We start from the raw sequence: 13552 nt of genomic DNA, 5'->3' as shown, positions 1-13552 counted from the left end.
GGTGGCGGCTGGGGAAGCCGGTCATTCTGTGGCGTGCAGGACGGCCTTCGCGGTCTCCGTGGGACGGGTACGCGGAAAGTGGTGGCCGCCGTCCGTGAGTTCGTACAGCTCCACCTGCCGGGCCAGCAGCCCCCAGTCCCGGTGCCGCAGGACGGCCCCGGCCGTGTACGGGTCGTCAGCCGCGACGACCACCGTCACCGGGGTGGCCAGCCGGTCGACCGGCGGGGACTGGACCAGGTGGGCGAAGTAGTGGTGGGCACTCACGCAGTCGTGCCGGTAGGCGGCGGCCACACGTTCGGCCTGCCGGGTGTCCAGCGCGGGCGCGTCGCCGGCGTCGCCCGCGCCGAGCCGGGCAGCAAGGACAGCATCACTCTGCTGCTCCAACTCGGCTGCGGCGGCCCGTCGCTCCGCTGCGCCTCCGAGCAACTGGGCGCCGATGAAAAGGCGCCGGGCGGGAGCGCCGGCCTCCTCCAGCAGTCGTGCGACCGCCACGGCCAGCGCCGCGCCGGACGAGTGGCCCCACAGCAGCACGCCGGACAGTCCGCGCCGGCCGATCTCGCCGGCCACCTGCTCGGCCACCGCGGAGAGCGGCACGAAGGGCTCCGCTTCGGTTGCCGCCGGATCGTGCCCCGGCAGCTCCACGGCGTGCACCACCGGCCCGCCACCGGGCAACGCCCGGGCCAGGGGAAGGAAGTTGACGGCGTTCCCGCCCGCGTGCGGGAAGCACACCAGGGCCCCGGCCCGGCCGTCCCCCGGCGGTGACAGCGTCTGGAGCAACCCGCCGCCCGCGATCCCGGCGGCCCGTGCCCCGAGCGGCCGCCCTTCGCCGGACGGGGGGCCGGCCCCTGCGGGCGTCCGCCCGGCGCGCTCGTCCACCAGCGCGGCGAGGTCGGCGAGCACCGGGCAGCGGGTGACGTCCTTCAGGGAGACCGCCCGGTCCAGGGCGATCGCCAGCCGCACTGCGGCCAGCGAAGTGCCGCCGCGGTCGAAGAAGTGGTCGAGCCGGCCGACCCGGTCCCGCGGTACGCCCAGCACCTGGGCCCAGGCGCCGGCCAGCCGGTGCTCGGTGGGCGTGGCCGGCGCGGCGTACCCCTCTCCGGTCCCGCCTGCGTCGGCGAGCTCGGCGAGCTCCGCGGCCAGTGCCGTCAACGCCTTCCGGTCGATCTTGCCGTTGGCCGTCAGCGGCAGGCTCTCGCGCCACTGGAAGGCCGGGGGCACCATGTAGCCGGGCAGCGAGGCACCCAGCCGCTCCCGCAGCTGCTCCGGGTCGAGCTCCTGCGGGCCGCTGTAGAAGGCCACCAGGTGCTTGCCCCGGTCGCCCCGCTCGGTGACCACCACCGCGCCGTCCCGTACGCCGGGCACCCGCAGCAGGGTGTTCTCGATCTCGCCGATCTCGATCCGGAAGCCGCGGATCTTCACCTGGGTGTCCCGGCGGCCGAGGAACTCCAGCTTGCCGTCGGGCAGCCAGCGGCCGTGGTCGCCGCTGCGGTACAGCCGCCGGCCCGGCCGGTGCGGATCGTCCAGGAAGGCCGACGCGGTCCGTTCGGGATCGTTGACGTAGCCGCGGCCCACACACACACCGGAGAACACGATCTCGCCCGGAGCGCCCAGGGGGACGGGGCAGAGGTGTTCGTCCACGACGTACACGTGCACGTTGGCGATCGGCCGGCCGAGCGGCACCCGCTCCTGCTCCGGCACCCCGTGCATCACCTCGTGGTTGGTGTCGTCCGAGGTCTCCGTCAGCCCGTAGGCGTTGACCAGCGGGATCTCCGGCTGGGCGGCGAACCAGCGCTCGGTGAGCTCCTTCTTCAGCGGCTCACCGGTGACCGACACACAGCGCAGGTCGGGCAGGGCCCGCGGCCGGCGCTCCAGAGACGTCAGCACCACCTCCAGGTACGAGGGCACCACCTGGAGCACCGAGACCCGGCCCTCGACGACCCGGTCGACGAAGCGTTCGGCGTCCAGGACGACGTCCTGCTCCACCAGGAGCGTCCGGCCGCCCACCAGCAGCGCCGAGACCAGCTGCCACAGGGAGATGTCGAAGCACTGCGGCGCGATCTGCGCCACCACCGCCGACTCGGTCACTCCCAGGTCGTCGATCTTCGCCCGCAGGTGGTTGAGCATTCCGGCGTGCTCGCACATGGCGCCCTTGGGCGTGCCCGTGGAACCGGAGGTGAAGTAGATGTAGGCCAACTGGTCGGCGGCCACGGCCACACCCAGGTCGCTGCCGTCCGTCTGCTCCGCCAGGGCCGTCTCCACGAGCAGGACGGTCGTCCCGGGCAGCGTGGCCGCCGCCGGCCCCAGGGTGGCCGTGCTGTCCGCCGCGGCCAGCACCAGCCGGCACCGCGCGCGCTCCAGCACGGCCGCGATGCGTCCGGCCGGGAAGTGCGGCTCGATCGGCAGGTACACCCCGCCGGCCTTGAACACCGCCAGCACTGCGGCCAGCCACTCCGGGGTGCGCTCCGTGACCACCGCCACGGGGTCCTCACGGCCCAGCCCGCGGGCGAGCAGGGCCCGACCCAGCCGGTTGGCCCGTTCATTCACTTCCCGGTACGTCCAGCTGCGCGCGCCGTGCACCACCGCCACCGCGTGCGGATGCATCCGGACCCGCTCCTCGAACAGTTCATGCGCCCGACGGTCCGGCAGGTCACGCCGGGGGCCGGCCAGCTCCTCCAGCTGGAAGTGCAGTTCTTCCGCCGAGAGCAGGCTCTGCGCATGGTGCGCGGCGTCCGGGTCGGCGGCCAGCTGGGTGAGCGCGGTGCGGTGGTAGCCGGCGATCCTGCGGGCGGATTCGGGGTCCAGCGCCTCGGTGCGGTAGCGCAGCCGCAAGGCGAGCCGGTCCGGGGGGTGCGTGGCGCCGACCACCAGCACCGCCTGCTCCACGGACCCTGGCCCGGGGGCGGACCGGGGGGCGGCCGGTGCCGCGTCGACGCCGTCCACGCCACCGGGGTCGAACACCGTCTCGTACGACGGTCCGGGCAGGCCGGTCTCGCGGCGCAGCGCCTCCAGCGGGTACCCCCGGTGCGCCCGCAGCGCGGACTCGACGGCGTGGACCTCCGCCACCAACTCCCGCCACGACCCCGACCCGGTGTTCAGCCGGCAGGGCAGCACCAGGTCGCCGGGCCCCGCCCGATATCCCGCCGTGACTTCGGGTTCACCGCAGAGCGCAGCCAACACCCGGGCGTGCGCGGCCAGCAGGAGCGTCGTGAGCGGCACCGCCAGCTCTGCCGCCCGGCGGTGCAGACCGGCGGCGACCTCCCCGGGCACCGGCTCCTCGTGGGTGGCGACATCCGCCCCCGGACCGTGCTGCCACCGCGGCAGCGCGGTGGAGCCGCCGGACAGGAGTACGCGGTGCCAGAAGTCCCGGCCGTCCTCCAGGTGCACTGCCATGATGCCTCCGCTCACCTGTGCCGCGCCGCAGCGCGGCAGGCTTCGGGCCGGTGGGGGTTCTCTCGTGTCTCGGTGGCGGGATTGCCGCCCCACCGGGCGCCGGCCGGGACGTCCTCGCCCTTCATCAGGAAGGAGTCGGCGGCGAGGAAGGAGCCCTCGCCCATGGTCACGCCGTAGTGCACGTGGGAGTTGACGCCCAGCGTGCAGCCGGGGCCCAACGTGCTGCGGTCGGACTTGAAGGTGCCGTCCTCCTGGGAATGGCACTGCATCCGGCTGCCGAAGTTGAGGGTGCAGTCGTCACCGACGGAGCCCAGCGTCCGCTCCGTCACCGAGAACCCGTCGTCGAAGACCCGACGTCCGATCCGGACCCCGAGCAGCCGCCAGACCAGTGGCTTGAACGGGGTGCCGTTGAAGGCCAGCAGGTGGTGGTCGGGCATCTTCCACAGCAGCTCATGGCGCCAGAAGGCGGGGTCGTAGATGGAGCACAGCTGCGGGCGCAGCGGGCGCCAGGCGGTGAAGGACCGTTCCACCAGGACGTAGTACAGGGTGGTGACGAGCAGGCCGACCGGCAGCATGGCGGCGAGCGCGACCGCACCGAGCACTTCGTAGAGGTCGGCCGTGAGCAGGCTGATCAGTGAGAACAGGAAGACGTGCAGCCAGCGCACGCCCAGGAACAGGGCCATGGTGTGCCGGTTGTAGCGGTTCTTGGCACGCAGGTTCCGCTCCAGCTCCCCGTCACTGCGCAGGTGGTCGAAGCGGGTGTCGCGCTCCACCGTGCGCGGGATCTCGAAGCACGGCGAGCCGAGCAGGCCCACGCCCTCGCGGATCTCGCCGTCGAGCGGGACCATCACCTTCGTGGCCAGCAGGCAGTTCTCCCCGGTGCGCCCCCCGGCGGGGTAGGCGATGTTGTTGCCGAGGAAGTTCCGCGCGCCGATCTGTACCCGGGTGACCCGGAAGGACGAGCCGGAGAACTCCGCGTTGAGCACCGACAGGCCGTCGGCGACCATCGTGCCGCTGCCCACCTTGATCAGGAACGGGGTCTCGTGTTGCACCTCGGTGCCGAAGTTCGACCCGGTCTGCACCACCTTGGACAGGTCGTATCCCAGGCCCCGCAGGTACGGGACGATGTACGAGCTGTCACCGCACAGCCAGCGGAAGAACCTGAGGTTGGTCATCCGGGTGATCAGCCGGTGGATCCCGTAGTGGAATCCGTACAGCGGGTACACCCGGTCCGGCTCGATCAGCCGGCTCAGCAGCCGCGGCACCGTGTAGAGCACGCTCAGGCCGAGGACCACACCGCCGAAGAAGACCACCGTGGCGAGCACGAAGGCGTCCAGGTAGAGCATCGGAGAGGAGATGCCCAGGCGGCCCGGAGCCATTGCCCGACCCAGCGCGGGCACTTCCCTCAGCGCCACGCACAGCCCGCCGACGGCCAGCGGCACGTACAGCACCAGCAGCTGGAGCAGGGCCGCCAGCCCGTAGCCGACGCGGCGCAGCGTGCTGCACGGGCGCGGCGGCACCCGGACGTAGTCCACGTCCGCGGGCTGGGCCGGGGCGCCGTGCCAGCGGGCTCCGGCCGGGACGGACTGCCCCGGGAGCAGCGCGGAGCTGTGGCCCAGCTGGGACCCGTCGCCCATGGCGGTGTCGATGTCGAGGACGGTCTTCTCGCCGACGAACACGTCCCGGCCCAGGGTCACCCGGCCGGTCTGGATCCGACCTGCATGCGCCCGGTAGCACAGGAGGTTCGACTCCTTCCGGATCACCGTTCCCGCACCGATCGTGAGGAGATCCGTGCAGACCGGGATCGTCCGGGTCAGGATGGTCACTCCCGGGCCGATCCGGGCCCCCAGGGCGCGCAGGTAGAGCACGTGCAGGGGGTTGCCGACCAGCAGTGCCATCGGAGACATCTGGATCAGCACGCGTACGGTCCACAGCCGGAGGTAGGCCAGGCTCCAGACCGGGAACTCCCGGGGTTCCCAGCGGCCGACGAGGATCCACTTCGCCGCGATGGGCAGGACGCACAGCGCGACGAACAGGGATCCGCCGAAGACCAGCGAGCGCAGGTAGACGGAAGGCAGGCCCGTGCCCGGCGCCGCGGAGACCCATTCGTAGCCGCGGGTCGTCAGCGCGCCGGCGACCAGGCAGTAGCCGAGGAAGACCAGGCACTGCACCACACCGCACAGCACGTAGCGGGCCGTGGTGGTCCGCGTCGGTGCCTCGGGCGGGAGCGGTGGCTGCTCCGCGGGGGCCGCAAGGGCCCCGGCCACCGAAGCGGCCAGGCCGCGGACGGTGGGCTCGCGGTAGATGTCCTTGATCGAGATCGAGGGCAGGTCCGGCCGCTTCCTGACCCGGGCGCAGAACTGTGCCATGACCATGGAATTGGCGCCGAGATCGTTGAAGAAGTGGCTGTCTGCCGAGACCCGGTCGACGCCGATGACGTCGGCCAGCACCTCGGCGAAAACTCGTTCGATGTCCTCCGCCGGGTCGGTGTTGCCGCGCTCCGTGAGGAGCTCCGGTCCGGGCGTCAGGACCTCGACCGATTCTTCTTCCATGCGGGCTCCTTGAGGAAATTCCTCCCTTGAGGAGATGACACCCCGGCCCCGTGTGGCCGCACGCTGTCCCCGGAAGAAACCCGAGCTCAGCGGCCGGGTCCGGTCCTCGTGCCCTGAGTCTTACCTCGTCGGCACCTGGTTGCCACTCGAAACGGATCACTCGCCACCGGGGGCGGCACGCGTCCGGCGTGCCCGGCGAGGGACACATCCGGCGCCGGAACCCGCCCCCGGGCGCCGGAGCGGGCCCCGCCGCCGCGGCCAAGCTGCCCCCGGGCGTCGGCCCGAGCTGTTCCGCCGGGCCGTTGCTCCGATCGGGTTCGGCGGGAACCCAGGGCCGGAAGCATCAGGCCCGGTCCCCCGGGATGGTCCGTTCGCCATGGACCGTGTACGCCGCGACCGGTGTCGGGCGCAGTGAGGCCGTATGCGCTGGGCCGTGGTCGCCGGGCCGTGGTCGCGTGGTCGGTCACGCCACAGCCCGGACATGCAAAAAACCCCAGATGAACTGGGGTCTCTGCTGGTGTCCGAGGGGGGACTTGAACCCCCACGCCCGATAAAGGGCACTAGCACCTCAAGCTAGCGCGTCTGCCATTCCGCCACCCGGACAAGGTGTCTGTCTCGCGGCCCGTGGCCGTTCCGACGTGGAAAACATTACCAAACATTCCGGGGCCCTCGATCACACCCCCCTCACGGCCCCCGGCAGCCCCCTGCGGCCGGGCAACGCCCTTGGGGTCGGCGGGCCGAAGCGGGAGGATGGAGCAGTCGGCACCGATCAGTGGGAGGAAGCAGCGTGAGCGATTCGAGCGCGGGCAGGACCGTCTCCGGCGAGGACGAGGTCGTCGACCTCTGCCGGGACCTCATCCGGATCGACACCAGCAACTACGGGGACCACTCCGGCCCGGGCGAGCGCAAGGCGGCCGAGTGGGTCGCCGAGAAGCTCGCCGAGGTCGGGCTGGAGCCGCAGATCTTCGAGTCCCACAAGGGACGCGCGTCGACCGTGGCCCGGATCGAGGGGGAGGACCCCTCACGTCCGGCGCTGCTCATCCACGGGCACACCGACGTGGTGCCGGCGAACGCGGCCGACTGGACGTACGACCCCTTCGCGGGCGAGATCGCCGACGGCTGCGTGTGGGGCCGCGGCGCCGTCGACATGAAGGACATGGACGCGATGACGCTGGCCGTCGTACGCGACCGGCTGCGCAGCGGGCGCAAGCCTCCCCGGGACATCGTGCTGGCCTTCCTGGCCGACGAGGAGGCGGGCGGCATCCACGGCGCCCGGTACCTCGTGGACAAGCACCCCGGTCTGTTCGAGGGGGTCACCGAGGCGATCGGCGAGGTGGGCGGCTTCTCGTTCACCGTCAACGAGAACCTGCGGCTCTACCTGGTGGAGACCGCCCAGAAGGGCATGCACTGGATGCGGCTCACGGTGGAGGGCACCGCGGGCCACGGCTCGATGACGAACAACGACAACGCCATCACGGAGCTGTGCGAGGCCGTGGGCCGGCTCGGCCGCCACCAGTGGCCGGTGCGCGTGACCAAGACCGTACGGTCCTTCCTGGACGAGCTCTCGGACGCGCTGGGCACTCCGCTCGACCCGGACGACATGGACGCGACGCTCGCCAAGCTCGGCGGCATCGCCAAGATGGTCGGCGCGACCCTGAGGAACTCGGCCGCACCCACGATGCTGGGCGCGGGCTACAAGGTCAACGTCATCCCCGGCCAGGCCACCGCGCACGTGGACGGGCGCTTCCTGCCCGGTTACGAGGACGAGTTCTTCGCCGACCTCGACCGGATCCTCGGCCCGCGGGTGAAGCGCGAGGACGTGCACGGGGACAAGGCCCTGGAGACGGACTTCGACGGGAAGCTCGTCGACGCCATGCAGGGCGCCCTCAAGGCGGAGGACCCGATCGCGCGGGCGGTCCCGTACATGCTCTCCGGCGGCACGGACGCGAAGTCCTTCGACGACCTGGGCATCCGCTGCTTCGGCTTCGCCCCGCTGCAGCTGCCGCCGGAGCTCGACTTCGCCGGGATGTTCCACGGAGTGGACGAGCGGGTGCCGGTGGACGGCCTCACGTTCGGCGTGCGGGTGCTCGACCGATTCATTGACAACTGCTGAAATTCGGGAAGGTGTGCGCATTCCACTGAGAAGAGTGAATGCGCTCATACGCTCGTAGCCCTGGTGATCCCTCCTCGTTACAGGTGGTGCGGTCCGCGGCTGGGACCGCATTGCCAACTAGGAGGAACAATGCTCAAGAAGGTTGTCGCTGCTGCGGCTGCCACCGGTGGTCTGGTTCTCGCGGGTGCGGGCGTCGCCGCCGCCGACGCGGGCGCCTCGGGTGTCGCCGCCGGCTCCCCCGGTGTCCTGTCCGGCAACGTCGTCCAGGTTCCGATCCACATCCCGATCAACGTGTGCGGCAACACGGTGAACGTGATCGGCCTGCTGAACCCGGCCTTCGGCAACACCTGCCTCAACCGCTGAGGTACCTGAAGTCTTCGGCCCCGGAGCGCGTTCCAGCGCTCCGGGGCTGCCGGGCTTTGGGGCCCGGTTCTTACACAGCAGGGGGATGACACACATGCGACGACATGCAGCGAGCACGACCAGGAAGACCCTGATCACCATGGCGGCCGCGGGGGGTGTTCTGGCGCTGGGCGGAGGGTACGCCCACGCGGATTCCGGCGCGTCCGGCCATGCCTCGAACTCCCCGGGCGTGCTGTCCGGGAACAACGTGCAGGCTCCGGTGGACGCCCCGGTGAACGTCTGCGGCAATTCGGTGACGGTGGTGGGAGGCCTGAACCCGGCCTTCGGGAACCACTGTTCGAACGGCTCCCACGGCCCGGACCGGACGGACCACCCGGGCAATCCGGGCACTCCCGGACACCCGGGGAACCCGGGTACTCCCGGACACCCCGGTACTCCGGGCCACCCGGGTCAGCCGGGCGGGCCCGACGGGCCGGACGAGCCGTGCGACGAGGACCACCCGGACCATCCGGGCAACCCGGGCACGCCGGGCCACCCCGGGCACCCCGGCACCCCGGAGCACCCCGGCACGGGCGAGCACCCCGGCCTGCCCGGCACCCCGGGGACTCCGGAGCACCCCGGTACGCCCGGTACTCCGGGCCATCCCGGCCAGCCCGGCATCCCCGGCCAGCCCGGCATCCCCGGCCAGCCCGGCACGGCCGGTCAGCCCGGCACTCCGGGCCGGCCCGGCATTCCGAGTACCCCCGTGACCCCCGGCCAGGGGACCGGCATCGCGCCGGGGCAGCGCGCGGGCCTTGCCGCGACCGGTGCCGGTGACACCCTCGGCGTGGCCGTCCCGCTCGCCGGCGGCATGCTGCTGGCCGGAGCCGTGCTCTACCGCCGCGCCCGCAACGCCGCCTGACGGGCCGTCATGGCGAGGGTCCCCGTACGGCGCGTCCGTACGGGGACCCGCGTCACCAGGTCGCCCGGACCTGGCGGATGATCCGGCGGCGCAGCCGCACGCGGCGGCTGCCGTCCCGGTGCAGGGTCAGGCGGTCGAGCTCCCAGTTCCCGTACTCGGCATGGTCGGTCAGCAGGCGGGTCGCCTCCTTGCGAGGGACGCCGCGAGGCACGTACACGTCGACAAATTCGTATTCCGGCATCGCATCTATTGTGCGGGCACACGCCTGCTACGGATAGCGTCTGCACTATGTCTGATGCCGCTCTGCCCACTGTTGCCGAGGTACGCGCCGCCGCCGAGGCGGTCAAGGCCGCGCTCGACCGCCACCTCGCCGCGGTCGAGAGCAGGATCGGGGACGAGGACCCGGCCGTCTACGCCGCATTCAACGAACTCGCCGCCGCCGCCGAGGAGTACGACGAACTCCTCTACGACCGGTACGACGAGGTCACCCCGTTCGAGATCCCGACGCCCGAGGACGGGGTCCCGTACACCGGCCCCGCCGAGCCCACCGCCTTCAGCGTGCTCATCCGCCGCGACTACGCCGTCGTGGAACCGCAGAGACTGGTGGCCCAGGCCCAGCGGGTGGCCGCGCACGACCGGGACGCCGAGCCCGTGGAGGACTCGGCGGGCGCCCTGGGCGTGCTCTTCGGGGAGTACGAGCCGGACGAGATCGCCTCCCGGTACAAGGAGTTCGGCCTGGAGGAAGGGGATTCCACCCTCTGGATCGCAGCCGCCGAGGACGTCCCGGAACCGGGGGAGTGGCTGGGCTCGCCCTTCGGCGACATCGACCAGCAGGACGTGCTGCACCGTTTCGACATCAGCTCCGTCTTCGACGACGAGGAAGTCGACGATCACGAGGTCGACGACGACGAGGAGGAGGACGACGGGGTGACGGAGCTCCCGGGGCTGGCCCCGGCCTGACCCGCCCCGCACACCGCCCCTGCGGCCCCGTCCCCTCATGGGGGGGCGGGGCCGCAGGCGCGTCACTCCGGCTGCTCCTGCGCCGCCGCCACGAGGGTCCGCAGCAGGCCTGTCAGCCGGGTCGTACGCGGCTTCGGCAGCTCCTGCGCGACGGCGTGCGCCAGCGCCTGGTCGACGCCGTGCACCACGGACAGGTGCCGCTCGGCCCGCCCGAACGCGGTGTACACCCAGTCCCGCGACAGGGCCTGGGCCGCGTCACCGGGGAGGACGACGACCACGGCCGGCCAGCGCGCCCCGACGGCCTGGTGCGCCGTCACCGCCCAGCCGTGCCGCACCTGTGACTCCACCTGCTCCCTCGGTACGACGATCCGCCCGCCCGCGGCGTCCAGGTGGAGCCCCTCCGCGTCGGCCGAGACCACCGTCGCGGGCACGGCCCGCCCGGGCGAGGGCACCTGCACGACCCGGTCGCCGGGGTCGAACCCGCCGAACCGGCCGGGGCCGGGGTTCAGCCGTTCCTTGAGGGCCGCGTTCAGGGCGCGGGTGCCCGCCGAGCCGCCGTGGCCCGGGGTGATCACCTGCACCGACTCCGCCGGGATCGCGAACGCGCGCGGCACCGACTCGGCCACGAGCTGCACCGTGCGGTGCACCGCCTCCCCGGCGTCCCGGACGGGCACGATCACGACCTCCTTGCCGGGGGCGTCGACCTGGTTCAGCTCGCCGATCCCGATCCCGGAGACGAGCTCGCCGAGGGGGCCCGGGTCGGGGGTGCGGGAGACCAGCTGCGGGAAGGCGCGGGCCGCGAGCACATCGGCGAACACCCGGCCCGGTCCGGCGGATCCGAGGACGCCCGGGTCCCCGGACAGCACCAGGCGGGCCCCGTCGGGCACCGACTCGACGAGTGCGGCCGCGGTCTCGACGTCCAGCTGCGGCGCGTCCAGGACGACGAGCAGGTCCAGTGCGAACTGCCCGTCGGCGTCCCGGCCGGGCCCCTGCGTTCCGGCGAGCAGGTCCGCCACGCCGACGGAGCCGGGCACGGACCCGGGTACGTGCGCGGCGAGGCAGACGCGCAGGCCCAGCTGCCGGGCGGCCGCCACCAGGGCCAGCGGCTCGGCGCGGGCGGCCTCGCCTCCCGTGTGGGTGACCAGGCCGTGCGCGGCGGCGGCCCGGATCAGTTCGGCGGCCGGGCCGGTGGCGGCCTCGTCCCAGTCGGCGGGGGCGTCGAAGGTGTTGGCGAGCCGGGCCAGGCCGTCGGCCAGACTCTCCTCGGCCAGGGCGTACCCCTCAAGGCCGACGAGGATCCGTACGGGCGCCTCCTCGCCGTCGGCGGGCGGCGGGCCGAGCGGTTCGTGGAAGACCAGCACCGCGCCGTCGCCGATGGCGGCCTCCAGGGCGTGGTCGGGATCCGGCACGCCGTACTGGGCCAGGGCCGAGCGCAGCACCGGGGCCTCCAGGGCGGTGTGCCCCTTGAGCGCGGCCTGCTCCAGGAGCCAGCCCACGAGGGCGGCGGCGCGCCGCTCGTCCCCGGGTCTGGCCTCGGGGCCGAGGAGGGCGCGGGCGAAGCCGTCGGCCTGGGTGGGGCGGATCCCGGCGAGCGCGAGGAGCCGCCAGGGGTTCTCGGTGAGCTGCTCGGCGGCGTCCTCGCCGAGGGCGGTGGCGGCGGCGCCGGCCAGGGCCTCCGGGGCGCCGCCGCGGGCGAGCACGGCGCGGACGCCGTCGACGGCCCCGGCGCTCGCCGGAGGCGCGGGCCTGGCCGGGGCGGGGGGAGCGGCCGCGGGGGCGGGAGCGGCCGGTTTGCGGGGTGCGGTGGGGGCCTCGTCGAAGTACCGCGGGGCCGGCTTCTCGCCGCTCTCCACGGCCCGTACGGCGGCCAGCAGGTCGGCGGCCTTGCCGCTGAGCTTGCCGCCGGCGTCGACCGGGCCCTGTCGCTCGGCCTTGCGCCGGGCGATGCGCTCCCGCTCGATCTTCTGCGCGGCCAGTTCGGCCTCGGCCTCGCTGAGCACGGGCGCGGCCGGGGCCGCGTCCCCGCCGGAGCCGTCCGCTGCCGCCGCCCCGTCGTCCGCAGCCTCGTCGGCTCCGGGGGTGTCCTCCGGGCCCGGGGCCGCGGGGTCGGCAGGCGGCTGCGGGCCGGGGTCGGTCGGGGCCGCCTGCGCGGGGGTGGCCGGCTGGTCGGCGGGTGCCGGGTCCTGCGCGGCAGCGGCGGGGCGGTCCGTACTCACAGCGTGCTCCAGTCCTGATCGGGATAGCGGTGCACGGGCGCCGACACATCGTCCAGCGCCCGGCCGATCTCCTCAGGAAGACTAAGGGCCTCCACCGACAGAGCCGCCCCGAGCTGCGCGGACGTCCGCGCACCGACGATCGGGGCGACCACCCCCGGCCGGTCCCGGATCCATGCCAGGGCGACCTGGAGCGGGGTTACCGCGAGCCCGTGGGCCGCCGTGGCCACCGCGTCGACGATCCGGCTCGCCGCATCGTCGAGGTACGGGTCCACGAAGCCGCCCATCGCGGCGGAGGCGCCGCGGGAGTCCGCCGGGATGCCGTCCCGGTACTTGCCGGTCAGCACCCCGCGGCCCAGCGGGGAGGAGGGGAGCAGGCCGACACCCAGGTCCAGCGCGGCCGGGAGGACCTCCCGTTCCACGCCCCGCTGGAGGAGGGAGTACTCCATCTGGGTCGAGGCGAGCCGCGTGCGCACCCCCGGCGCCGCCAACTGCCAGGTCGCGGCCTTCGCCAGCTGCCAGCCGCTGAAGCCGGACACCCCCGCGTACCGGGCCCGGCCGCTGCTCACCGCCAGGTCCAGTGCCTGGAGGGTCTCCTCCAGCGGGGTCGACGGATCGAAGGCGTGGACCTGCCACAGGTCCACGTACTCCGTGCCGAGCCGGGCCAGGGAGTCGTCGAGCGCGGCCAGCAGATGGCCGCGCGAGCCGTCGAAGCGCCGTCCGGGGTCCGGCACGCTGCCCGCCTTGGTCGCGATGACCAGGTCCCGGCGCGGCACCAGCCCGCCGATGAGCTGTCCGAGGATGTACTCCGCCTCCCCGCCGCCGTACACGTCGGCGGTGTCGACGAGCGTCCCGCCCGCCTCCCAGAACGCCTTCAACTGCTCGGCCGCGCCCGACTCGTCCGGTCCCTCCGCGGACCGGCCCCAGGTCAGGGTGCCGAGGCCGAGCCGGGACACGCGCAGTCCGGTGCGGCCGAGATGCCTCTGCTCCATGAGCGCTGAGACTACTGGGGCACTGCCGCACGGGAGCCGGGCACGCTACAGTCCCGGCACACGAACGT

9 protein-coding genes and 1 tRNA gene are annotated in these 13552 nt (G+C 73.3%); 4 read left to right on the top strand and 6 right to left on the bottom strand.

The window, feature by feature from the left end; translation table 11 throughout:
* Positions 1-21: 21 nt before the first annotated feature.
* From ABZ128_RS19205 to ABZ128_RS19195, 3 genes are all read right to left on the bottom strand, one after another.
* The gene (locus tag ABZ128_RS19205; protein WP_356849708.1) at positions 22-3390 is read right to left on the bottom strand and encodes an amino acid adenylation domain-containing protein; all 3369 of its coding nucleotides are present in this window, start codon (positions 3388-3390) and stop codon (positions 22-24) included.
* Positions 3391-3401: 11 nt separating this feature from the next.
* Positions 3402-5942: a Pls/PosA family non-ribosomal peptide synthetase gene (locus tag ABZ128_RS19200; protein WP_356849707.1), complete on the bottom strand. Its 2541-nt coding sequence runs from the start codon at positions 5940-5942 to the stop codon at positions 3402-3404.
* 515 nt (positions 5943-6457) lie between these two features.
* A tRNA-Leu gene (locus ABZ128_RS19195) sits at positions 6458-6545 on the bottom strand.
* A gap of 184 nt (positions 6546-6729) precedes the next feature.
* On the opposite strand from ABZ128_RS19195, the gene ABZ128_RS19190 reads away from it, so the two are divergent.
* From ABZ128_RS19190 to ABZ128_RS19180, 3 genes are all read left to right on the top strand, one after another.
* Positions 6730-8055: a M20/M25/M40 family metallo-hydrolase gene (locus ABZ128_RS19190; RefSeq protein WP_356849705.1), complete on the top strand. Its 1326-nt coding sequence runs from the start codon at positions 6730-6732 to the stop codon at positions 8053-8055.
* Positions 8056-8184: 129 nt separating this feature from the next.
* Positions 8185-8418 (top strand): chaplin, encoded by a 234-nt coding sequence (locus ABZ128_RS19185; RefSeq protein ID WP_356849703.1) that lies wholly within the window; start codon positions 8185-8187, stop codon positions 8416-8418.
* Positions 8419-8512: 94 nt separating this feature from the next.
* A complete protein-coding gene (locus ABZ128_RS19180) occupies positions 8513-9319 on the top strand; it encodes a chaplin family protein (RefSeq protein ID WP_356849702.1) in 807 nt (268 codons plus the stop codon).
* 52 nt (positions 9320-9371) lie between these two features.
* Here ABZ128_RS19180 and ABZ128_RS19175 read toward each other — a convergent pair whose 3' ends face one another.
* Positions 9372-9560 (bottom strand): DUF5703 family protein, encoded by a 189-nt coding sequence (locus ABZ128_RS19175; RefSeq protein ID WP_031146791.1) that lies wholly within the window; start codon positions 9558-9560, stop codon positions 9372-9374.
* A gap of 47 nt (positions 9561-9607) precedes the next feature.
* On the opposite strand from ABZ128_RS19175, the gene ABZ128_RS19170 reads away from it, so the two are divergent.
* A complete protein-coding gene (locus ABZ128_RS19170) occupies positions 9608-10279 on the top strand; it encodes a hypothetical protein (RefSeq protein ID WP_356849700.1) in 672 nt (223 codons plus the stop codon).
* 62 nt (positions 10280-10341) lie between these two features.
* On the opposite strand, the gene ABZ128_RS19165 is transcribed toward ABZ128_RS19170, so the two are convergent.
* Together ABZ128_RS19165 and ABZ128_RS19160 are read right to left on the bottom strand one after the other, a co-directional pair.
* Positions 10342-12495, bottom strand: a complete 2154-nt coding sequence (locus tag ABZ128_RS19165; RefSeq protein WP_356849699.1) for a helix-hairpin-helix domain-containing protein — start codon at positions 12493-12495, stop codon at positions 10342-10344.
* Positions 12492-13484, bottom strand: a complete 993-nt coding sequence (locus ABZ128_RS19160) for an aldo/keto reductase (protein ID WP_356849698.1) — start codon at positions 13482-13484, stop codon at positions 12492-12494. The genes ABZ128_RS19165 and ABZ128_RS19160 overlap by 4 nt, the downstream gene beginning before the upstream one ends.
* Positions 13485-13552: the final 68 nt, after the last annotated feature.

The organism is Streptomyces sp. NPDC006326 (genome assembly GCF_040612915.1).
Lineage (GTDB): Bacteria > Actinomycetota > Actinomycetes > Streptomycetales > Streptomycetaceae > Streptomyces.
Note: the sequence above shows the minus strand (reverse complement) of the source record. Positions and strands in the feature narration are given on the sequence as shown.